This is a genomic window from Streptomyces sp. NPDC014006, from assembly GCF_043088925.1.
In the GTDB taxonomy this organism is placed as follows: Bacteria; Actinomycetota; Actinomycetes; order Streptomycetales; family Streptomycetaceae; genus Streptomyces.
In genome coordinates, this window is record NZ_JBICAJ010000003.1 from 14,899 (window position 1) to 36,670 (window position 21,772).

At 70.6% G+C, this 21,772-nt stretch carries 21 protein-coding genes; 10 read left to right on the top strand and 11 right to left on the bottom strand.

What is annotated here, in order from left to right; translation table 11 throughout:
• Positions 1–138 precede the first annotated feature (138 nt).
• Complete coding sequence (gene radA / locus ACF1GV_RS12205; RefSeq protein ID WP_391679691.1) at positions 139–1,548, top strand: DNA repair protein RadA; 1,410 nt, start codon at positions 139–141, stop codon at positions 1,546–1,548.
• 80 nt (positions 1,549–1,628) lie between these two features.
• Positions 1,629–2,753, top strand: a complete 1,125-nt coding sequence (disA, locus tag ACF1GV_RS12210; RefSeq protein WP_391679692.1) for a DNA integrity scanning diadenylate cyclase DisA — start codon at positions 1,629–1,631, stop codon at positions 2,751–2,753.
• A gap of 58 nt (positions 2,754–2,811) precedes the next feature.
• On the opposite strand, the gene ACF1GV_RS12215 is transcribed toward disA, so the two are convergent.
• Positions 2,812–3,651 (bottom strand): hypothetical protein, encoded by an 840-nt coding sequence (locus tag ACF1GV_RS12215; RefSeq protein ID WP_391680415.1) that lies wholly within the window; start codon positions 3,649–3,651, stop codon positions 2,812–2,814.
• 471 nt (positions 3,652–4,122) lie between these two features.
• Between ACF1GV_RS12215 and ACF1GV_RS12220 the strand changes: the two genes are divergently transcribed.
• The 5 genes from ACF1GV_RS12220 to cseC all read left to right on the top strand — a co-directional run bounded on the left by ACF1GV_RS12220 (position 4,123) and on the right by cseC (position 8,783).
• On the top strand, positions 4,123–5,052 hold the full coding sequence (locus tag ACF1GV_RS12220) for an A/G-specific adenine glycosylase (protein WP_391679694.1): 930 nt from the start codon (positions 4,123–4,125) through the stop codon (positions 5,050–5,052).
• A gap of 331 nt (positions 5,053–5,383) precedes the next feature.
• Complete coding sequence (locus ACF1GV_RS12225) at positions 5,384–5,923, top strand: SigE family RNA polymerase sigma factor (RefSeq protein ID WP_363266474.1); 540 nt, start codon at positions 5,384–5,386, stop codon at positions 5,921–5,923.
• On the top strand, positions 5,911–6,579 hold the full coding sequence (locus ACF1GV_RS12230) for a hypothetical protein (RefSeq protein WP_391679696.1): 669 nt from the start codon (positions 5,911–5,913) through the stop codon (positions 6,577–6,579). The genes ACF1GV_RS12225 and ACF1GV_RS12230 overlap by 13 nt, the downstream gene beginning before the upstream one ends.
• A 131-nt stretch (positions 6,580–6,710) precedes the next feature.
• Positions 6,711–7,415, top strand: coding sequence for a two-component system response regulator CseB (gene cseB / locus ACF1GV_RS12235; protein ID WP_391679697.1), 705 nt, complete (start codon positions 6,711–6,713; stop codon positions 7,413–7,415).
• Positions 7,416–7,427: 12 nt separating this feature from the next.
• The gene (gene cseC / locus ACF1GV_RS12240; protein ID WP_391679699.1) at positions 7,428–8,783 is read left to right on the top strand and encodes a two-component system sensor histidine kinase CseC; all 1,356 of its coding nucleotides are present in this window, start codon (positions 7,428–7,430) and stop codon (positions 8,781–8,783) included.
• Between the two features lie 80 nt (positions 8,784–8,863).
• Here the strand turns inward: cseC and ACF1GV_RS12245 are convergent, their stop codons facing one another.
• On the bottom strand, positions 8,864–10,435 hold the full coding sequence (locus ACF1GV_RS12245) for an MDR family MFS transporter (protein WP_391679701.1): 1,572 nt from the start codon (positions 10,433–10,435) through the stop codon (positions 8,864–8,866).
• A 151-nt stretch (positions 10,436–10,586) separates the two neighbouring features.
• On the opposite strand from ACF1GV_RS12245, the gene ACF1GV_RS12250 reads away from it, so the two are divergent.
• Positions 10,587–11,174: a TetR/AcrR family transcriptional regulator gene (locus ACF1GV_RS12250; protein WP_363266468.1), complete on the top strand. Its 588-nt coding sequence runs from the start codon at positions 10,587–10,589 to the stop codon at positions 11,172–11,174.
• Between the two features lie 28 nt (positions 11,175–11,202).
• On the opposite strand, the gene ACF1GV_RS12255 is transcribed toward ACF1GV_RS12250, so the two are convergent.
• Positions 11,203–11,919, bottom strand: a complete 717-nt coding sequence (locus tag ACF1GV_RS12255) for a M23 family metallopeptidase (RefSeq protein ID WP_391679703.1) — start codon at positions 11,917–11,919, stop codon at positions 11,203–11,205.
• Positions 11,920–12,357: 438 nt separating this feature from the next.
• Between ACF1GV_RS12255 and ACF1GV_RS12260 the strand changes: the two genes are divergently transcribed.
• Positions 12,358–12,996, top strand: a complete 639-nt coding sequence (locus ACF1GV_RS12260; protein WP_391679705.1) for an HAD family acid phosphatase — start codon at positions 12,358–12,360, stop codon at positions 12,994–12,996.
• A gap of 248 nt (positions 12,997–13,244) precedes the next feature.
• On the opposite strand, the gene ACF1GV_RS12265 is transcribed toward ACF1GV_RS12260, so the two are convergent.
• Positions 13,245–15,770: an ATP-dependent Clp protease ATP-binding subunit gene (locus ACF1GV_RS12265; protein ID WP_361633724.1), complete on the bottom strand. Its 2,526-nt coding sequence runs from the start codon at positions 15,768–15,770 to the stop codon at positions 13,245–13,247.
• A 430-nt stretch (positions 15,771–16,200) separates the two neighbouring features.
• Here ACF1GV_RS12265 and ACF1GV_RS12270 point away from each other — a divergent pair, with 430 nt between their 5' ends.
• A complete protein-coding gene (locus ACF1GV_RS12270) occupies positions 16,201–17,016 on the top strand; it encodes an SCO3374 family protein (RefSeq protein WP_391679707.1) in 816 nt (271 codons plus the stop codon).
• On the opposite strand, the gene ACF1GV_RS12275 is transcribed toward ACF1GV_RS12270, so the two are convergent.
• The 7 genes from ACF1GV_RS12275 to nadC form a co-directional block, all read right to left on the bottom strand.
• Positions 16,995–17,330, bottom strand: coding sequence for an Lsr2 family protein (locus ACF1GV_RS12275; protein ID WP_363266463.1), 336 nt, complete (start codon positions 17,328–17,330; stop codon positions 16,995–16,997). The genes ACF1GV_RS12270 and ACF1GV_RS12275 overlap by 22 nt on opposite strands.
• Before the next feature lie 250 nt (positions 17,331–17,580).
• On the bottom strand, positions 17,581–18,114 hold the full coding sequence (locus ACF1GV_RS12280) for an amino-acid N-acetyltransferase (protein ID WP_361633733.1): 534 nt from the start codon (positions 18,112–18,114) through the stop codon (positions 17,581–17,583).
• 9 nt (positions 18,115–18,123) lie between these two features.
• On the bottom strand, positions 18,124–18,564 hold the full coding sequence (locus ACF1GV_RS12285) for a BlaI/MecI/CopY family transcriptional regulator (protein ID WP_391680417.1): 441 nt from the start codon (positions 18,562–18,564) through the stop codon (positions 18,124–18,126).
• A gap of 229 nt (positions 18,565–18,793) precedes the next feature.
• Entirely contained in the window at positions 18,794–18,973 is a 180-nt protein-coding gene (locus ACF1GV_RS12290) for a hypothetical protein (protein ID WP_363266461.1), read from the bottom strand.
• A gap of 88 nt (positions 18,974–19,061) precedes the next feature.
• Complete coding sequence (locus ACF1GV_RS12295; protein WP_391680418.1) at positions 19,062–19,721, bottom strand: hypothetical protein; 660 nt, start codon at positions 19,719–19,721, stop codon at positions 19,062–19,064.
• Between the two features lie 261 nt (positions 19,722–19,982).
• On the bottom strand, positions 19,983–20,780 hold the full coding sequence (locus ACF1GV_RS12300) for a type III pantothenate kinase (RefSeq protein ID WP_391679709.1): 798 nt from the start codon (positions 20,778–20,780) through the stop codon (positions 19,983–19,985).
• Between the two features lie 9 nt (positions 20,781–20,789).
• The gene (gene nadC, locus ACF1GV_RS12305) at positions 20,790–21,767 is read right to left on the bottom strand and encodes a carboxylating nicotinate-nucleotide diphosphorylase (RefSeq protein ID WP_391679710.1); all 978 of its coding nucleotides are present in this window, start codon (positions 21,765–21,767) and stop codon (positions 20,790–20,792) included.
• Positions 21,768–21,772 lie beyond the last annotated feature (5 nt).

Sequence of the window (21,772 nt, forward strand, 5' to 3'; positions counted from 1 at the left end):
AGCCCTTCGGCCCGTGGCCGGTTCCGGGTTGCGGTGGCCGGTTCCCGTCGAGGGGCACAGGCTTCCCCGCTCCCCCGCCTGCACCGCCGTACCGCCGGCGGGGGCCCGCTGTCAGACCCGGCGGCTACGGTGTGGTCCATGGCTGCCCGTACCAAGACCACCAAGGACCGTCCCTCCTACCGCTGCACGGAATGCGGCTGGCAGACGGCGAAGTGGCTCGGCCGCTGCGCCGAGTGCCAGGCCTGGGGCACGGTCGAGGAGTACGGCGCGCCGGCGGTCCGCACCACCGCGCCGGGCCGTGTCACCACGTCCGCGCTGCCCATCGGCCAGGTCGACGGCCGGCAGGCCACCGCCCGCCCCACCGGCGTGCCCGAGCTGGACCGCGTCCTCGGCGGCGGCCTGGTCCCGGGCGCGGTCGTGCTCGTCGCCGGCGAGCCCGGCGTCGGCAAGTCCACCCTCCTCCTCGACGTCGCCGCCAAGTCGGCCAGCGAGGAGCACCCCACTCTCTATGTCACCGGCGAGGAGTCCGCGAGCCAGGTCCGACTGCGCGCCGACCGGATCAACGCCATCGACGACCACCTCTACCTCGCCGCCGAGACCGACCTCTCGGCCGTGCTCGGCCATCTGGACGCGGTCAAGCCGTCCCTGCTGGTCATGGACTCGGTGCAGACCGTGGCCTCGCCCGAGATCGACGGAGCGCCCGGCGGCATGGCCCAGGTCCGCGAGGTGGCCGGCGCCCTGATCCGCGCCTCCAAGGAGCGCGGCATGTCCACGCTGCTGGTGGGCCACGTCACCAAGGACGGCGCGATCGCCGGCCCCCGCCTGCTGGAGCACCTCGTGGACGTGGTGCTCCACTTTGAGGGCGACCGGCACGCGCGTCTGCGCCTGGTGCGCGGCGTGAAGAACCGCTACGGCACCACGGACGAGGTCGGCTGCTTCGAACTGCACGACGAGGGCATCACGGGCCTCGCCGACCCGAGCGGACTTTTCCTGACCCGTCGTGACGAACCGGTCCCGGGCACCTGTCTGACGGTCACCCTGGAGGGCCGCCGCCCGCTGGTGGCCGAGGTCCAGGCGCTCACCGTGGACTCGCAGATCCCCTCCCCGCGCCGTACGACGTCCGGTCTGGAGACCTCCCGGGTGTCGATGATGCTGGCGGTGCTGGAGCAGCGCGGCCGGATCAGCGCCCTGGGCAAAAGGGACATCTACTCCGCTACGGTCGGCGGCGTGAAGCTGTCGGAGCCGGCCGCGGACCTGGCGATCGCGCTCGCCCTGGCCTCCGCCGCCAGCGACACTCCCCTGCCGAAGAACCTGGTCGCGATCGGCGAGGTGGGTCTGGCGGGCGAGGTCAGACGGGTCACGGGCGTGCAGCGACGCCTCTCCGAGGCGCACCGGCTGGGCTTCACGCACGCGCTCGTGCCGGGCGACCCGGGGAAGATCCCGCCCGGCATGAAGGTCCTGGAAGTCGCCGACATAGGGGACGCGCTGCGGGTCCTGCCGCGCTCCCGTCGCCGAGAGGCCCCACGGGAGCCGGAGGACCGCCGGTAGACTTTGCCCTGGTCTCGCCCGTCCGTACGAACCGAGTGCGCAACGGGAGCGCCCACAGAACCTGCGACCGGAGGAGTGCAGTGGCAGCCAACGACCGGGCAGCAGCTCCCGGAAAGTCCGGTGGGAGTGCCGGTTCCGATGGCCTGATGCGCGCCTCGCTGAGCGCTGTGGCACCGGGCACGCCCCTGCGGGACGGTCTTGAACGGGTACTGCGCGGCAACACCGGCGGACTGATCGTGCTCGGCTTCGACAAGACGGTCGAGACGATGTGCACGGGCGGCTTCGTCCTGGACGTGGAGTTCACCGCGACCCGGCTGCGCGAGCTGTGCAAGCTGGACGGCGGCATCGTGCTCTCCTCGGACCTGTCGAAGATCCTTCGGGCGGGTGTCCAGTTCGTCCCCGACGCGACGATCCCGACGGAGGAGACCGGCACCCGGCACCGCACGGCGGACCGGGTCTCCAAGCAGGTCGGCTTCCCGGTGGTCTCCGTCTCGCAGTCCATGCGGCTGATCGCCCTGTACGTCGACGGGCAGCGCCGCGTCCTGGAGGACTCGGCGGCGATCCTGTCCCGCGCCAACCAGGCGCTGGCCACCCTGGAGCGCTACAAGCTGCGCCTGGACGAGGTCGCGGGCACGCTGTCGGCGCTGGAGATCGAGGACCTGGTGACGGTCCGGGACGTCTCCGCGGTGGCCCAGCGGCTGGAGATGGTGCGCCGCATCGCCACCGAAATCGCCGAATACGTGGTCGAACTGGGCACCGACGGGCGGCTGCTCGCCCTCCAGCTCGACGAGTTGATCGCCGGGGTCGAGCCCGAGCGCGAGCTGGTCGTACGGGACTACGTCCCCGAGCCGACCGCGAAGCGTTCCCGCACGGTCGAGGAGGCGCTGGCCGAGCTGGACAAGCTCAGCCACGCCGAGCTGCTGGAGCTGTCCACGGTGGCCCGCGCCCTGGGCTACACCGGCTCCCCCGAGGCCCTCGACTCCGCGGTCTCGCCGCGCGGCTTCCGGCTGCTGGCGAAGGTCCCGCGGCTGCCCGGTGCCATCATCGACCGCCTGGTGGAGCACTTCGGCAGCCTGCAGAAGCTGCTCGCCGCCAGCGTCGACGACCTCCAGACCGTCGACGGCGTCGGCGAGGCCCGCGCCCGCAGCGTCCGCGAGGGCCTGTCCCGGCTGGCGGAGTCGTCGATCCTGGAGCGGTACGTCTAGCCGTCGGCGATCCGGCCTCCGGCGGTTCGCGCACCACTGACATGTCGCAGTGTCGCGGTCAGTCCGCCGCGAGTACGAACGACGTCTGCGCCTTCTCGAACCCGGGCGCCTTCGCCTCCACCAGATACGTTCCCGGCGTGGCCGTCCGGGCCGGAGGCGTCGCGCACTGCGGCGCGCTCGCCCGGCGGTCCCACGTCACGACGTACGTGATGCTGCTGCTCGCCGGCACCCGGTACAGCAGACTCCCGCCGCCCTTGGGGCAGTCGGCGGAGGACCAGAAGTGTTCGCCTTCCTGGCTGATCGTCACGACTGCGCTCTTCGGCCCGAGATCGACCTTGCAGTCGTGGGCGGAGGTGTTGCGCGCGACGATCTGGAACGTCGGCGTCTGGTCCGGCGTGTAGCTGTTGCGAACGCTGCGCAGTGTCAACGTGACCGTGCTCGGCGTGCAGTTGGGAAGCGGGGAGCCGGCGGGCAACGCCGCGCCCGCACCGGTGCCGCCGCCCGCGCTGCCATTGATTCCGTCGTCCGGCCCACCGGCCGAGCCCGCACCACCGCCGGATCCCCCGGCACCGCCGGAGCCGTCGCTGCCGCCCGAGCCGGCGCCGGCGCCCGCACCGGACCCGGCACCGGAGCCGCTGGAGTCCCCACCGCCCGACTCGTCGCGCCCGCCCGGGTGTTGGCTGATCGCCGGACCGGAACCGGACGGTCCAGGAGTGATCGAGGACGCGGGGTTCTTGCCGTTGGACCCGCCGGCGTCGTTGTTGCCGCCGCCGTCACCCGAGGTGACGACCCATGTGATCAACAGCGCCAACAGCGCGACCACAGACAGCAGTACAGCCCTCCGTCGCCAATAGATGGAGGAGGGAAGCGGCCCGACCGGATTGCGCAGAGATCCCACGGCGCAAACTGTACGAGAGATCGCTGCGTTCGCTTGCGCCACCCGCCGCCCGCGACGCAACTTTTCCGGATCATCATTCCGGAGACCAGCCTTCGAACGTCCCTCAGCCGACGGGCGCGTTCACGATCGCGGCCCTTGCGCCTGTGGTCATGGCTGTGGTGTGCGGCGTTTCAATTGATCCACGCGGACGAGGCGTTCGCTGCTCTCGCGCGCGTGCCCGCGTGTTCGAGGGAGCCGGGCGCGTGCCGCTCGTGATCGAAGGGGCGGGGCACGAGCCCGCCGGGCCCGGGGCTCCGGGCTCCGTCCGTCCCGTATCAACGATCACACGGGTCCCGTCTCCCCTGCCCGGCACTCGCCACTCCGCGTCCACTCCCCCACTCCCCACTCCGCCACCTCAGCGCCTTCGCGCTCCGACCCGCCCCCGTCGGTGCACACGCGCGCGTGGTGGCGCATGGCAGGATCGGTAGCGCCATGACTGCGCCCACGAAGCTTTTGCACAGCAGCCCCGTCCCGCCGGCCGCGCCGGCCGGGGAGGAACTGCACACCCCTGTCATCGCCTGGTTCGAAGCGCACGCGCGTGATCTGCCCTGGCGGCGCCCGGAGGCGGGTGCCTGGGGTGTGATGGTCAGCGAGTTCATGCTCCAGCAGACGCCGGTCAGCCGGGTGCTGCCCGTCTACGAGCAGTGGCTGGCCCGCTGGCCCCGCCCCGCCGACCTGGCCGAGGAGGCACCCGGCGAGGCGGTGCGCGCCTGGGGCCGGCTCGGCTACCCGCGCCGCGCGCTGCGTCTGCACGGGGCGGCGGTGGCGATAGCGGAGCGGCACGGCGGCGACGTACCCGCCGACCACGCCCAGCTGCTCGCGCTGCCCGGCATCGGCGAGTACACGGCCGCGGCGGTGGCGTCGTTCGCGTACGGGCAGCGGCACGCGGTGCTGGACACCAATGTGCGCCGGGTCTTCGCGCGCGCGGTGAGCGGTGTCCAGTACCCGCCGAACGCCACCACGGCCGCCGAGCGGCGGCTGGCCCGCATGCTGCTGCCGGAGGACGAGCGGACCGCCGCGCGCTGGGCCGCGGCCTCGATGGAGCTGGGCGCCCTGGTGTGCACGGCGAAGAACGAGGACTGTCACCGCTGCCCGCTCGCCGCGCAGTGCGCGTGGCGGCTGGCGGGCAAGCCGGAGCACGACGGGCCGCCGCGGCGCGGCCAGACGTACGCCGGCACCGACCGGCAGGTGCGCGGCAAGCTGCTCGCCGTCCTGAGGGAGGCGCACGCGCCCGTGCCGCAGGCCGCGTTGGACCGGGTGTGGCACGAGCCGGTGCAGCGCGCCCGGGCGCTGGACGGTCTCGTCGCGGACGGTCTGGTGGAGCCGCTGCCGGACGGGCTGTACCGGCTGCCGCTGAGCTGACGCACTGGCCCAGCCGAACACGTGGCCGCTTCGCACACGGGCCGCTCCGGGCTGACGTACAGACACTTCACAGCGTCCGGCCGCGTGTTACGGTCCATCACAGACCCCTAATCGGGTCATACTTCGCCAAATCGCCCAGCCCCCTTACCCACAATCGGCTTCCGTTACACAACCGACGTACAGCCGAGCGCTGGCCGCAGGCTGCTCCGCACAGCGCCGTGACAACGCCTCCGTACCTTCGTTGTCGTGCCCGTCAGGGACACGACGACCACAGGCAGGACACCGGCAGCAGGCAGCCGGCACCACGGGGATGTTTCGGAGGCGGTTGATCATGGCGCAGGGCGAGGTGCTCGAGTTCGAGGAGTACGTCCGCACCCGGCAGGACGCGTTGCTGCGCAGCGCCCGCCGGCTGGTTCCGGACCCGGTGGACGCCCAGGACCTGCTCCAGACCGCTCTGGCCCGTACCTACGGCCGCTGGGACGGCATCGCCGACAAGCGGCTGGCGGACGCCTATCTGCGACGCGTCATGATCAACACGCGTACCGAGTGGTGGCGTGCCCGCAAGCTGGAGGAAGTTCCCACCGAGCAGCTCCCGGACGCCTCCGTGGACGACTCCACCGAGCAGCACGCCGACCGCGCCCTGCTGATGGACATCATGAAGGTGCTCGCCCCGAAGCAGCGCAGCGTGGTCGTGCTGCGACACTGGGAGCAGATGTCCACGGAGGAGACGGCCGCCGCCCTCGGCATGTCGGCCGGAACGGTCAAGAGCACGCTGCACCGGGCGCTCGCCCGGCTCCGCGAGGAGCTGGAGGCCCGCGATCTGGACGCACGCGCGCTGGAGCGTGAGGAGCGGGAGCGGTGCGCGGCCTGACGGACGGGGACGACTCCCCGTCCCGGGGGAGTCTTCAGGCGGTGATCACGGCGGCGGCCGTGCTCGCCGCCCTCGCCCTTTTGGTTTCCGCGTGCGCCACCGGCGGCACCGGAACCCGTGACGAGGGTCCCGCCCGCGCCGACTCGGTCGCGGGCGCGGCCGCCTCGCCCTCCCCCAGCCCCGTGCGCACCATGCAGACGGTGGACCCGGTCCGGCTCGTCAAGGAGGACCCGCTGGTCTCGGACGCGGTCAAGAAGAGCCTGCGGCCGTGCGTGGGGGACGACTACCCCGTCGACGTCTCGTACGGCGACCTGACCGACGGCTCGGTCGACGACGTCGTCATCAACGTGCTGACGTGCGGTGACGCGGTGGGGGTCGGCTCGTACGTGTATCGCGCGGACGGCGACCGGTACCAGAATGTGTTCCAGTCCGAGGAATCCCCGGTCTACGCCGAGATAGACCGCGGCGCTCTGATGGTGACCAAGCAGGTGTACAAGAATGGCGACCCGGTGGCGAACCCGTCCGGCGAGAACGTGATCACGTACGTCTGGAAAGCGGGCCGGTTCGTGCAGGACAGCTTCCACCACACCGACTACGGCACCACGGTGGACACCGATCCGACAAAGGCGCCCGCACCGGCGCCGGCGGACAACTGACGCGGACATCGCGGCGAGCGTGAACCGATCGGACCGCTCGTTCCGATGGAGGAGTGAACGCACCGCGAGATCCACGCGTCCATGCAGAGAGCCGTACGACCGAGAAACACACAAGGACTGAGAGCACCGGGATGGCAGACCAGACCCACGTCCTGTTCGTCGAGGACGACGACGTCATCCGCGAGGCCACCCAGCTCGCCCTGGAGCGGGACGGCTTCGTGGTCACCGCCATGCCCGACGGCCTGTCGGGTCTGGAGGCGTTCCGGGCGAACCGCCCCGACATAGCCCTGCTGGACGTCATGGTCCCGGGCCTGGACGGCGTCAGCCTGTGCCGGCGCATCCGCGACGAGTCCACCGTCCCGGTGATCATGCTGTCGGCGCGCGCCGACTCGATCGACGTGGTCCTGGGCCTGGAGGCGGGCGCCGACGACTACGTGACCAAGCCGTTCGACGGGGCCGTGCTGGTCGCCCGCATCCGCGCGGTACTGCGCCGCTTCGGGCACGCCGGCGGTGACCGGCAGGCGGACGGCGCGGCCTCGGCGGACGACGGTGGTGTGCTGACCTTCGGCGACCTGGAGGTCGACACGGACGGCATGGAGGTGCGCCGGGCCGGCCGCCCCGTGGCGCTGACCCCGACCGAGATGCGCCTGCTGCTGGAGTTCTCCTCCGCGCCGGGCACGGTCCTGTCGCGGGACAAGCTCCTCGAGCGCGTCTGGGACTACGGCTGGGGTGGGGACACCCGCGTCGTCGACGTCCATGTGCAGCGGCTGCGAACCAAGATCGGCCAGGACCGCATCGAGACGGTCCGCGGCTTCGGCTACAAGTTGAAGGCCTGAGCGGGGCCCGGCATGCGGGGGATCGTGCGACGTCTGCTTCCTGAGCGTCTGGAGCGGGCGGGTATCCGGACGGGGCTGAGATGGAAGCTCAGCGCTGCCATCGCGCTGGTCGGCGCGCTGGTGGCGATCGTGCTCAGCCTGGTCGTGCACAACGCGGCACGGGTGTCGATGCTGGACAACGCCCGCGATCTGGCCGTGGAGCGCATCGAGATCGCCCAGCGGAACTACGACCTCACCCACCGGGCGAACTTCCCCGGCGTCGCTATCAACGACGCCGGTCTGCCCACACCGCTGCGTGAGCGGGTCCTGGCCAACCGAGTGGCGACCTATGTCTCCGACCACCGGGGCCACCCGCCGGACATCTGGGCCGCCACCCCGGCCAAGGACGGGCGCATCCTCTCGCTGCACACCCACTTCACCGACCGCAGCACGGACATCCTGCGCGACCTCGACCAGGCCCTGGTCATCGGTTCCATCGCCGTCGTACTGGGCGGCAGCGCGCTCGGCGTGCTCATCGGCGGGCAGCTGTCGCGCCGGCTGCGCAAGGCGGCGGCCGCCGCCAACCAGGTCGCCCGCGGGGAGACGGAGGTGCGGGTGCGGGACGCCATCGGCGGGATCGTCCGGGACGAGACCGACGACCTGGCGAGCGCGGTGGACGCCATGGCGGACGCGCTCCAGCAGCGGCTGGAGGCCGAACGCCGGGTGACCGCCGACATCGCGCACGAGCTGCGCACCCCGGTGACCGGGCTGCTCACGGCGGCCGAGCTGCTGCCGCCCGGCCGTCCGACCGAGCTGGTGCTGGACCGGGCGAAGGCGATGCGCACCCTGGTGGAGGACGTCCTGGAGGTGGCCCGCCTGGACGGCGCCTCGGAGCGGGCGGAGCTGCAGGACATCCTGCTGGGTGAGTTCGTCGCCCGCCGGGTCGCGGTCAAGGACCCGGAGATCGAGGTCCGGGTCGTCCACGAATCGGAAGTCACCACCGACCCCCGCCGGCTGGAGCGCGTGCTGTTCAACCTGCTGGCCAACGCCGCCCGGCACGGCAAGCCGCCCATCGAGGTCACCGTGGAGGGCCGCGTCATCCGGGTGCGCGACCACGGCCCCGGCTTCCCCGAGGACATCCTCGCCGAGGGACCGAGCCGCTTCCGCACCGGCAGCACCGACCGCGCCGGCCACGGCCACGGACTGGGCCTGACCATCGCCGCCGGCCAGGCCCGCGTCCTGGGCGCCCGCCTGACCTTCCGCAACATCCGCCCGGCCGGCGCCCCACCCCACATACCGGCCGAGGGCGCGGTAGCAGTCCTGTGGCTACCGGAACACGCCCCCACCAGCACAGGCAGCTACCCCATCCTCCCGCCCTCCGTCCCGTAACCGGTGGGCAGCACAGCCGACGCCGGAAACAACAAGGCGCCCGCCGAAATCGACGGGCGCCCCGCATCACCAGCTACACGTCACACGGCCTCGACGACCGCCGCCTGCGCAGCCGCGTCCGCACCGCCCGCCTGAGGCCCGGCCCCCCGCAGCGGCACCTCCTTGACGAACAGCGCCGACACCAGCACGACCACGGCAACCACCGCACCGAGCAGGAACGCCGCATGCGTCCCGGAGGACACCGCATGCTGGTACGCCTCCCGCGCCGCGGCCGGCAGCTTCGCCAGGCTCGCCGCATCCAGCTGCGCGGACTTCTCCGTGATCTTCGACCCCAGCGACCCGGCCTTCTCGGCCATGAGGTCCTGCACCCGGTGGTTGAACAGCGCGCCCATGATCGCGACACCGAACGAGGAGCCGAGCGTCCGGAACAGGGTGGTGGAGGAGGACGCGACGCCCATGTCCTTCATCTCCACGCTGTTCTGCGCGACCAGCATGGTGATCTGCATCAGGCAGCCCATGCCGAGACCGAGCACGGCCATATAGAGGCCGGAGGTGAACCGCGACGTCCCCGTGTCCATCGTCGACAGCAGGTACAGCCCGACGACCATCAGCACACCGCCGACGATCGGGAAGACCTTGTACCGCCCGCTGTTGGTCGTGACCCGCCCGGCCACCATCGAGGTGACGAGCATCGCGCCGAGCATCGGCAGCAGGAGCAGCCCGGAGTTCGTGGCGGACGCCCCCTGCACGGCCTGCTGGTACAGCGGCAGGAACAGCGTGGCGCCGAACATCGCGAAACCGGTGATGAAGCCGATGATCGACATCAGCGTGAAGTTGCGGCTGCGGAAGATGTGCAGCGGCACGACCGGCTCGGCGGCCTTGGTCTGCCAGAACACGAACCCGATCAGCGCGACGACGCCGATGCCGATCAGCTCCATGATCCGGGCGGAGGTCCAGGCGTACTCGGTGCCGCCCCAGGTGGTGACCAGCACGATCGCGGTGATGCCGACGGTCAGCAGCGCGGCGCCCAGGTAGTCGATGCGCGCCTGGGCCCGCTTCTTCGGCAGGTGCAGCACCACGCTGATCAGGCCGAGCGAGACCACACCGAGCGGCAGGTTGATGTAGAAGGCCCAGCGCCAGCCCCAGTGGTCGGTGATCGTGCCGCCGACGAGCGGGCCGCCGATCATCGCCAGCGCCATGACGCCGGCCATCATGCCCTGGTACTTGCCGCGCTCCCGCGGCGGGATCAGGTCGCCGATGATCGCCATGACGCCGACCATCAGACCACCGGCCCCCAGGCCCTGTACGGCCCGGAAGCCGATCAGCTGACCCATGTCCTGCGCCATGCCGCTGAGCGCCGAGCCGATCAGGAAGATGACGATCGAGGCCATGAACGAGCCCTTGCGCCCGTACATGTCACCGATCTTGCCCCACAGCGGGGTGGAGGCGGCGGTGGCGAGGGTGTAGGCGGTGACGACCCAGGAGAGATGCTCGAGACCGCCCAGGTCACCCACGATGGTCGGCATCGCGGTGCCGACGATCATGTTGTCCAGCATGGCGAGCATCATCGTGATCATGAGCGCGAGCAGGACGACCCGCACGCTCCTGGGGCGTTTGCCCGTGTCTGTCTCGAGTGTTTCTGTGGCGGCCATCGTCCCCACTTCCCCCAGCAACTGCTACTTACTTGCCGACCGGCTAGTTATCCCTACACTGGGAAGGTAGCCCCGTAACTAGCCGGTCGTCAAGTAAGTTTTACCAGCCGGGCGGCAGGTAAGTTTCCGGGGAAGCCCTAGGAGGACGAAGATGGACGTCACCATGGACGGCACCAAGCAGCAGCGTCGCGGGAACACTCGCCAGCGCATCCAGGACGTCGCGCTCGCGCTCTTCGCCGAGCAGGGCTACGAGAAGACCTCCCTGCGGGAGATCGCCGAAGGCCTGGACGTCACCAAGGCGGCGCTGTACTACCACTTCAAGACCAAGGAAGAGATCCTCGTCAGCATCTTCGAGGATCTGTCCCGGCCGATCGAGGACCTGATCGAGTGGGGCCGGCAGCAGCCGCACACCCTCGAGACCAAGCAGGAGATCGTCCGCCGCTACAGCGACGCCCTCGCCGGCGCGACCCCGCTCTTCCGCTTCATGCAGGAGAACCAGGCGACGGTGCGGGAGCTGCGCATCGGCGAGATGTTCAAGGAGCGCATGCTCGGACTGCGGGACATCCTGGTCGACCCGGACGCCGACCTGGTCGACAAGGTCCGCTGCGTCAGCGCGATGTTCACGCTGCACGCCGGGATGTTCGTCCTGCAGGACGTCGAAGGCGACCCCGAGGAGAAGCGCAGGGCCACCCTCGAGGTCGCGTTCGATCTGGTGGCTCAGGCACACAAGGGCGCCTGAGCGTCCGCCCCAGTGGGGCGGCGGCGGGTCAGACGGACAGACCCTTGGCCCGCAGGAAGGCGACCGGGTTGATCGCGGAGCCGTAGTTCGGCGTCTTGCGGATCTCGAAGTGCAGGTGCGGACCGCTGGAGTTGCCGGTGTTGCCGGACTTGGCGATGTGCTGGCCGGTGGCCACGACCTGGCCGATCTTCACGTCGATGCGGGAGAGGTGTGCGTACTGGGAGTACGTCCCGTTGCCGTGCCGGATGACGATGGCGTTGCCGTAGGCGGGGCCGTCACCGGCGCCGTTGCCGCCGGCCTTGACGACCGTGCCGCCGTGGGCGGCGACCACGTTGGTGCCGAGCGGCACCGCGAAGTCCTGGCCGGAGTGACGGTGCGACCACATGCCGCCGGCCTGGTTGAAGCTCGCGGACAGCGTGTAGTGCGCCACCGGCGGCACCCAGGAGGCGGCCTTCTTCTTCGCGGCGGCCTTCTGGGCGGCAGCCTTCTTCGCGGCGGCCTGCTTGGCGGCGGCAGCGGCCTTGGCCTTGGCGGCCGCGGCGGTCTTCGCGGCCTGCGCGGCCTTGGCCTGAGCGGCGGCCTGCGCCTCGACCGCGGTGGCGGTGGTGGAGGCGGACGTGACGTCGGCGGCGGCCGCGACCCCGGCTCCCAGCGCGACCGAGACCCCCAGACCGGCGGCCAGCACAGCGGCACGGGTGCGGATGGCGGACGTGCGGGACGGACGGGACGTGACGCGCTGGGACATGTGAACCTCGTGAAGCCGGGGGACAGAGAAAGGCCACCCGACGCAAGGCATCTCGCCGGATGGGCTCATCCTTGGTAACCCCCCGGGGCAGATCAGCTCAAATGTGTGATCTACGACGAGTTCTAGTAGTCCACCGCAAAACCTTCGACTTCCGGCGCAACTAACATTCCGGACAAAGCGCTCGTGAACGCCCCATCAGCAGGGCGGTTCCGGAGCGAAAGTCCTTTTTGCGGATCTCCCCCGGCCACTATTCCGCCTCGTACGTGACGCAGGTCGCGTGCGGCACGTCACCGGAGGGGCGCCCGGACGCCTGTGTGAATGTGGCGCAGACCTCTAGCCACTTACCAGTCGGTAACCCTACGGTTCCTCCCGCGCCACCCTCACCAAAGAGCATGCACACGACACCACCGTGTGTACGGACGGGAGAGGAACCCCCACATGACGATCAGACGCGCCTGGCTGCGCCGGACCTCGACGGCCGCCGTCTCAGCGGCCGCCCTGACGGCCCTGGCCGCCCCCGCGCACGCGGCGGAGACGGCGGCCCCCGCGGCACCCGCCGCGGTGAGCACGACGACGGCCGGGGCCGTCGACTACACCACCTGGCAGCGGGACTGCCAGAGCGTGATGGACCAGGCGCTGCCGTACCTGCAGCAGCGGATCGCCGCCGCCCGGCCGGACGAGCGCCAGGCGATCGTCCTCGACATCGACAACACGACCCTGGAGACCGACTTCGGCTTCCACTTCCCCCAGCCGGCCAACAAGCCGGTCCTTCAGGTGGCCCGGTACGCCCAGCAGCACGGCGTCTCGCTCTTCTTCGTCACCGCCCGCCCCGGCATCCTCTACGCCCCCACCGAGTTCAATCTGGAGCACGACGGCTACGACGTCGCCGGCCTGCGTGTACGCGGCCTGTTCGACCTGTTCAAGGACATCGCCGCCTACAAGACCGCGCAGCGCGCCCAGATCGAGGAGCAGGGCTACACGATCATCGCGAACATCGGCAACAGCGCCACCGACCTCTCCGGCGGCCACGCCGAGAAGACGTTCAAGCTGCCGGACTACGACGGACAGCTGTCGTAGGACCTCCGCAGGCGGACTAGGGTCTTTCGTTTGGATCAGGCCGGATCAGGGAGCGGGGTCTGGTGCCGTGGATCGCAAGGCGGAGGAGGGCGCCATGGCGGAGCCATGGCAACCGACGACAACGCGGCGAGGCGCGGTGCCAGACCCCGCGAGCCCGGCATGATCCAACCGAGAGGCCCTAGGCGTCCGGACATGCCGAAGGGGGCCGGTGCTCGAAAGCACCGGCCCCCTTCACTGGCCCCTGACGCTTACGCGTCCTTGCTCAGGTTCGGCCCGGCACCGCCGGCCGCCTGCTCGATCGGCGGGACGTCGGGCAGCGCCGACTTCTCCTCACCGCGGAAGGTGAAGGTCTTCTCGTCGCCCTCGCCCTCGGTGTCCACGACCACGATCTGACCGGGACGCACCTCGCCGAAGAGGATCTTCTCCGACAGCGAGTCCTCGATCTCGCGCTGGATCGTGCGGCGCAGCGGCCGCGCGCCCATCACCGGGTCGTAACCCTTCTTGGACAGCAGCTCCTTGGCGGCCTGGGACAGCTCGATGCCCATGTCCCGGTCCTTCAGGCGCTCGTCCACCTTGCCGATCATCAGGTCGACGATCCGCAGGATGTCGTCCTGGGTCAGCTGCGGGAAGACGACCACGTCGTCGACGCGGTTGAGGAACTCGGGGCGGAAGTGCTGCTTGAGCTCGTCCGACACCTTGTTCTTCATGCGCTCGTAGTTGGTCTTCGTGTCACCCGCGGCGGCGAAGCCCAGGTTGAAGCCCTTGGAGATGTCCCGGGTGCCGAGGTTGGTCGTCATGATGATGACCGTGTTCTTGAAGTCCACGACCCGGCCCTGGGAGTCGGTCAGGCGACCGTCCTCCAGGATCTGCAGCAGCGAGTTGAAGATGTCCGGGTGGGCCTTCTCGACCTCGTCGAAGAGGACGACCGAGAACGGCTTGCGGCGCACCTTCTCCGTCAGCTGGCCGCCCTCCTCGTAGCCCACGTAACCGGGGGGCGAACCGAAGAGACGCGACACCGTGTGCTTCTCGCTGAACTCCGACATGTCGAGGGAGATCAGCGCGTCCTCGTCACCGAAGAGGAACTCGGCGAGAGCCTTGGACAGCTCGGTCTTACCGACACCGGACGGGCCGGCGAAGATGAACGAGCCACCCGGACGCTTGGGGTCCTTCAGACCGGCACGCGTACGGCGGATCGCCTTCGACAGCGCCTTGACGGCGTCGTTCTGGCCGATGACCCGCTTGTGCAGCTCCTCCTCCATACGGAGCAGGCGGCTGGACTCCTCCTCGGTCAGCTTGAAGACCGGGATACCGGTGGCCGTGGCGAGGACCTCGGCGATCAGCTCGCCGTCGACCTCCGCGACGACGTCCATGTCGCCGGCCTTCCACTCCTTCTCCCGCTTGGCCTTCGCCGCCAGCAGCTGCTTCTCCTTGTCACGGAGAGACGCCGCCTTCTCGAAGTCCTGGGAGTCGATCGCGGACTCCTTGTCGCGGCGGACACCCGCGATCTTCTCGTCGAACTCACGCAGGTCCGGCGGAGCGGTCATCCGGCGGATGCGCATCCGCGAACCGGCCTCGTCGATCAGGTCGATCGCCTTGTCCGGCAGGAAGCGGTCGGAGATGTACCGGTCGGCCAGGGTGGCGGCCTGGACCAGCGCCTCGTCGGTGATGGAGACGCGGTGGTGCGCCTCGTACCGGTCGCGCAGGCCCTTGAGGATCTCGATCGTGTGCGGCAGGGACGGCTCGGCGACCTGGATGGGCTGGAAGCGGCGCTCCAGGGCCGCGTCCTTCTCCAGGTGCTTGCGGTACTCGTCCAGCGTCGTCGCACCGATGGTCTGCAGCTCACCGCGGGCCAGCATCGGCTTCAGGATCGAAGCGGCGTCGATGGCGCCCTCGGCGGCACCCGCACCGACCAGCGTGTGCAGCTCGTCGATGAACAGGATGATGTCGCCGCGGGTGCGGATCTCCTTGAGCACCTTCTTCAGGCGCTCCTCGAAGTCACCGCGGTAGCGGGAGCCGGCGACCAGCGCGCCGAGGTCGAGGGTGTAGAGGTGCTTGTCCTTGAGGGTCTCGGGCACCTCGCCCTTGACGATGGCCTGGGCGAGGCCCTCGACGACGGCGGTCTTGCCGACGCCGGGCTCACCGATCAGGACCGGGTTGTTCTTGGTACGGCGGGACAGCACCTGCATGACCCGCTCGATCTCCTTCTCGCGCCCGATGACCGGGTCGAGCTTGGACTCACGAGCGGCCTGGGTGAGGTTCCGGCCGAACTGGTCGAGGACCAGGGACGTCGAGGGGGTGCCCTCGGCAGGGCCGCCCGCAGCGGCGGTCTCCTTGCCCTGGTAACCGGAGAGCAGCTGGATCACCTGCTGCCGCACGCGGTTGAGATCTGCGCCCAGCTTGACCAGGACCTGGGCGGCGACGCCCTCGCCCTCACGGATCAGGCCGAGCAGGATGTGCTCCGTGCCGATGTAGTTGTGGCCCAGCTGCAGCGCTTCGCGCAGCGAGAGCTCCAGCACCTTCTTGGCACGGGGGGTGAAGGGGATGTGGCCGGACGGCGCCTGCTGGCCCTGCCCGATGATCTCCTCCACCTGCTGGCGGACCGCCTCGAGCGAAATCCCGAGGCTCTCAAGGGCCTTGGCGGCGACACCCTCACCCTCGTGGATCAGGCCCAGGAGGATGTGCTCGGTGCCGATGTAGTTGTGGTTGAGCATCCGGGCTTCTTCCTGAGCCAGGACGACAACCCGCCGCGCGCGGTCGGTGAACCTCTCGAACATCGTTAATCGCTCCTCAGAGCGGTCAGGCAGTGGGGGGAACTTCCCCTCCCTGTCCTTCCGCAGCTTAGTCCCGCAAGCGGGGACCGCTCATTCCAACTGCCGACACCGTCGATGGCCTCCTGACCCCGAACGCCGACATCTGCTCCAACCCGATGGTGCGAGACGATGTTCCCGCAGGCCAGGCAGTTACCCCAGTCGCCAGTACGCCGATGGCGAACGGGAGACGTCCCGGGCTGCGTGTCGCCCCCTCCCACTAGGGATGTCTTACCCGCTGCGACGGACAGTCCATGCCGCGTGCACGGCTTCCCTCCGCTACGGGCGAACAACCTTGCGCCTCCTGGCGCCCCCGCGCACCCCCGGGGCCGGAACTGTGCGCACACATCGGGGCACCCAGCGTAACCCGCACGGGTTTTTGACTGTTGCACTTGGCATGGCTGGCGCAGTCCCCCCATGGCCCACGGTTCCCTTCCCCCGGCGGTCGCCCGAGCGGGTCGATCCGCTCCGGCACTGGTACGAGAACGAACTGGGGTGGCCGGTGGTGCCCGGGGAGCCGGTACGACTTTCCGTGGGCCCCCGCTTCGACGTGCTGGACGTCCCCGCCGAGGCGGGGCGGGCGGCGCTGCGCCATCTGGCCCCCGCCTCGCCTGTGGCCCTGCAGGGCGGGCGAATGTGGTTCCTGCTGGCCCCGGGCAGTGCGGAGGAGCTCCCGGGCCTGCTGGAGTGGCTGGAGTGGGGCCCGCTCGCCGCGTTCCTGGACCTGAGGGCGCTGGGCCCGGGCAGCGCGCTGGAGGCCCCCCTGCCGGTGCCGCTCCCCGGGGAGCCGCGGGACTCATGGGCGGATGCGCCGACGCCGCCGGCGGGGTCCGCCCGGCCGGCCGGGGAAGGGGCCGCGGACAGGCCGGGAGAGCCGGCCGTGACCGGGCCGAGGGGACCGGCCGTCGCGGGAGGGCGGGCGCCGGCCGGAGGCCGGCCTGAGGGGCCGGCCGTCGTGAGGACGTCGGCCGGCGCCGGGGCGGTCGGCGCGTGGGCGGCCGGCATCGGCCGCTCCGCCGCTTCGCAGGGGGCCGCCGTATGGCTGCGGCCCCCCGTGCCGGGGAGCGAGGCCGAGTCCTCACTGCCGACGATGTCGGCGCTGGGGGGCCGTGCGGGCACCCCCGATCTCGTACGGGTGGTGGACACGGTGGCCACGCAGTGCCACCGGATCCGCCTGAGGCGCGCGTGCGCTCAGCCGTTGGCCTTCTCGTAGGCCTCGCGAATGGACGCGGGAACCCGGCCGCGGTCATTGACCTCGTAGCCGTTCTCCTTGGCCCAGGCGCGGATCGCGGCGGTGTCCTGCGTACCGCCGGAAGCGGCACGCGCCTTTCCGCGACCGCCGGACGCACGGCCTCCGGTACGACGCCCATTCTTCACGTACGGCTCGAGAAGCCCGCGCAGCTTGTCCGCATTGGCGGTCGTGAGATCGATCTCGTACGTCTTCCCGTCCAGCGCGAACGTCACGGTCTCGTCTGCCTCGCCGCCGTCGAGGTCGTCGACAAGAAGGACCTGAACCTTCTGTGCCACCGGATTTCCTTTCATCGAAAACGCTGAGGGTCGGGGAGCGTGGCGTCCGCCCGTTTCGCCACCGCCCCTGTTATATGCAGTGCAGCAGTACGTCGGAAAGCAAACCGCTTTTGCCGGAAAAACACAAACCCCTGGCAGAGACCGCTCCACCCGCCCCGGGACGGAAACATGCGCGTTTCGGACATAGGGAACCAGGGCAGGCTGTCGTCGCGCCGAATAGGCGTTGACCGGCTTGCCCGTTGCCCGGCGATCACAGATGGAGAAGCATCCGGCTGTTGCCCAGGGTGTTCGGTTTCACTCGTTCGAGACCGAGGAACTCCGCCACACCCTCGTCATAGGAACGCAGGAGCTCCGCGTAGACATCGCGGTCCACCGGTGTCTCACCGATCTCCACGAAGCCGTGCTTGCCGAAGAAGTCGACTTCGAAGGTCAGGCAGAATACGCGGCGAACACCCAGCCAGCGGGCGGTCTGCAGCAACTTCTCCAGGACCCGGTGGCCAACACCCGCGCCCTTCAGGCCGGGTTTCACGGCGAGAGTGCGCACTTCCGCGAGGTCTTCCCACATCACGTGCAGCGCGCCGCAGCCGACCACCTCGGCGTTGTCGTCGCGTTCCGCGACCCAGAACTCCTGGATGTCCTCGTAAAGCGTCACCATCGCTTTGTCGAGCAGGATGCCGTCACGGGCGTAGGCGTCGAGGAGTCGGCGCACGGCGGGGACATCGCTGGTGCGCGCCCGCCGGACGGTGATGGCTTTAGCGGTGGGTTCCGGGCTTCGTGCGGACATGACGGGACGCTATCGCCCGCCGCCCCTCGTCGCCGAGCCGGGGTTCTCCTGTGCATCGGCGGGGTTCGGGCCGGCCCCTTCCGCGTCTTCGGGAGCCGTCGCTGTTTCCGCGACGGGTTCCTCGCCGCCGTCGCGGATGATGCGCAGGGCGTCGCGCAAGGCCTGCCGTTGTTCGTCGCTCATCATGCCGAAGAAGGCGACGAGAGCGGCGGCGGGGTTGTCGCTCTGGGTCCAGGCGTCGTTCATCAGGGCGGCGGCGTAGGCGGCTCTGGTGGAGACCGCCTCATATCGATAGGCCCGGCCTTCCGCTTCACGGCGCACCCAGCCCTTCTGATGGAGATTGTCCAAAACGGTCATGACCGTCGTGTAGGCGATCGACCGTTCCTGTTGCAGATCTTCCAGGACTTCTCGAACCGTGACGGGGCGGTTCCACTTCCACACCCGCGTCATGACCGCGTCTTCGAGTTCTCCCAATGGGCGAGGCACAACTCGACACAATAGTGGGACATCCCGCCATTTGCGTGCCGGACGTGCACTTCGGCGGCGAACGCGAACAAAAAGGGCGTACGACTCGGCAGCGGAGGCTGCACGGGAGTCGTACGCCGGGGAGGGCGCCGCGACGCGGTGGCGGACGGCCGGTGCGGGGGTGGGCGGCTGACGCGGTGGTGGACCGGTGCCGTCAGGCGTCGCCGCCTGCGGATACCTGACGGGCGCCCTCCGCGCGCGCGAGGGCGGCGTCGACGGCCGCGTCCTCCTTGGCCTTGTTGGCGCCGCCCTGGGTCTTGACGATCACCCGGATCACGCCGACGAAGAACACGGCCATGACGACCGGGGGCAGGAGCGCGGAGACGTAGTCCATGGCTCCAGAGTAGCCACGCGCGCGTGCGGATTTCGGGCGGGGTCGGACGATTCGGCCGGCCCCGCCCGGGTGGGTGAACGCGGGAGGCTCAGCCGACCGCCAGCTGCTGGGGCGGCTTGGCGGGCGAGGGTGCGGGCTTGCGGCGGGGGAAGACCTCGCCGGGGGTCGGGACGGGGCGGCGGTCCGGTGCGGGATCCGACGGGGACGGCGGCGTGGCGGGCGCCGGCTTCTGCGCGGGCTGCTTCTCCGGCTTGTCGCCGTCACCGGCCGCGGGGCCTTCGTCCGCTGCCGTGCGGCCGCCCGGCAGCGCGAGCAGACGGGTGCGGGAGGCGGGCACGGTCGGTACGGCCGTGCCGGTGGCCCCGCGAACCGCCGTGCCCCGCGCCAGGCGGGCCCGAACGTCCTGCTCGGCCATGGTCCGGCAGCGGTCGAGCAGGGCGGCCGCGACGGGGTTGCCGCGCAGGGCGCGCAGGGCGGCCAGGTCGTCCGGGTCCGGCCGGTATCCGGCGCCCAGTGCCTCGTCGAGCAGGGCGAGGTAGCCGGCGGCGGTGCCCGGGAGCGCGGCGCGGTAGCGGCCGAGGTCGGCCACGAGGAAGGCCCTCAGCCGGGCGCCCTCGCGCGTCGCCTCGTCTAGGGACTCGGCGAGGCGGAGGCAGTCCTGGACGTCCTCGGCCGAGGCGGGGGCGGGGTTCAGGGCGAGGGCGAGAGCGCGGCGGAGCACACGCAGCTCCTCCACACCGAACGCCATGCCGCCGCGGGATCCGTATGGCGTGGGCATGCGGCGACCATACGCGCTAATCAGACAAACCAGACACATCGCCAGCGCGTGGCGCAACGAGCCACCCAGGTGGGCGCGGCGAGAACCACACGGCCGGCGCCATGCGGGCGCCGGCCCTGAGCCCGCGGGCTTCGGGCCGGCGGCTTCCCGGACACGGCATCCACCGTCCGGCGCGGCGGGGGGAAAGGGGCGCCCGTCCCCGCCACCGCACCGGAGCCGCCGGCTCGCGTCTCACATGCGCGACACGTTCCGCTCGTAGACCATCCGCAGGCCGATCAGCGTCAGCCACGGTTCGTGTTCGTCGATGACCGAGGACTCGCCGAGGACCATCGGTGCCAGGCCGCCCGTCGCGATGACCGTGACCTCCTCGGGGTCGTCGGCGAGTTCGCGGGCCATGCGGCTGACGACGCCGTCGACCTGACCGGCGAAGCCGTACACGATGCCGGCCTGCATGGCCTCGACGGTGTTCTTGCCGATGACGCTGCGGGGGCGGGCGACCTCGATCTTGCGCAACATCGCGGCCCGCACGCCGAGCGCCTCGACGGAGATCTCGATGCCGGGCGCGATGACCCCGCCGACGTACTCCCCGCGCGCGGAGACGGCGTCGAACGTGGTCGCCGTACCGAAGTCGACGACGATCGCCGGGCCGCCGTACAGCTCGTTCGCCGCGACCGCGTTGATGATGCGGTCGGCGCCGACCTCCTTGGGGTTGTCGAAGAGGATCGGCACGCCCGTCTTCACGCCCGGCTCGACCAGCACGGCCGGCACGTCGCCGTAGTAGCGGCGCGTCACCTCGCGCAGCTCGTGCAGCACCGAGGGCACGGTCGCGCAGATGGCGATGCCGTCGATGCCGGCGCCCAGGCCGTCACCGAGCAGCGGGTGCATGCCCATCAGGCCCTGGAGGAGGACCGCCAGTTCGTCGGCGGTACGGCGGGCGTCGGTGGAGATGCGCCAGTGCTCGACGATCTCCTCCCCGTCGAACAGCCCGAGGACGGTGTGCGTGTTGCCTACGTCGATCGTCAGCAGCATGGCCGGTCCCTACTCCGCCTCGCGCAGGTCCAGGCCGATGTCGAGGATCGGCGAGGAGTGGGTGAGCGCGCCCACGGCGAGGAAGTCCACGCCGGTCTCCGCGTACGCGCGCGCGGTGTCGAGCGTCAGCCGGCCCGACGCCTCCAGCAGTGCCCGTCCGCCGACGATCCCGGCGGCCTCGGCGCACTCGGTCGGCGTGAAGTTGTCCAGCAGGATCAGGTCGGCGCCGGCCTCCACGACCTCGCGCAGCTGGTGCAGCGTGTCGACCTCGACCTCGATCGGCACCTCGGGGAAGGCCTCCCGTACGGCCTTGAAGGCCTGGGCGACGCCGCCCGCGGCGACGACGTGGTTGTCCTTGACGAGGGCCGCGTCGGACAGCGACATGCGGTGGTTGACGCCGCCGCCGCAACGCACCGCGAACTTCTCCAGCGAGCGCAGGCCCGGCGTCGTCTTGCGGGTGTCCCGCACGCGTGCCTTCGTGCCCTGCAGCACGTCCGCCCACGCGCGCGTGACGGTGGCGATGCCGGACAGACGGCACAGGATGTTCAGGGCGCTGCGCTCGGCGGTGAGCAGGTCACGCGTGCGCGTGGTGACCGACAGCAGCTTCTGCCCGGCCTCGACGCGGTCACCGTCCTCGACGTGCCGCTCGACCTCGAACTCGTCGGTGCACACGACCGAGAGCACCGCCTCGGCGACCCGCAGGCCGGCGACGACGCCCGCCTCGCGCGCGGTGAAGTCGGCCGTGGCGACGGCGTCCTCGGGGATCGTCGCGACGGTCGTCACGTCCACGCCACCGTCCAGGTCCTCCTGGATGGCGACGTTGGCGATGTCCTCGACCTCGACCGGGTCGAGTCCGGCGTCGGCGAGGAGGCCGGCGAGCGCGGGGTCGAGGCCGCACTCCACGTACTCCTCGTCGGTTTCCGCGCCGCAGGCGCAGCCGTCGCCGCAGCCGCCGTTCGAGGCGAGGGGAAGGTCCTGATCGGTCACTTGGG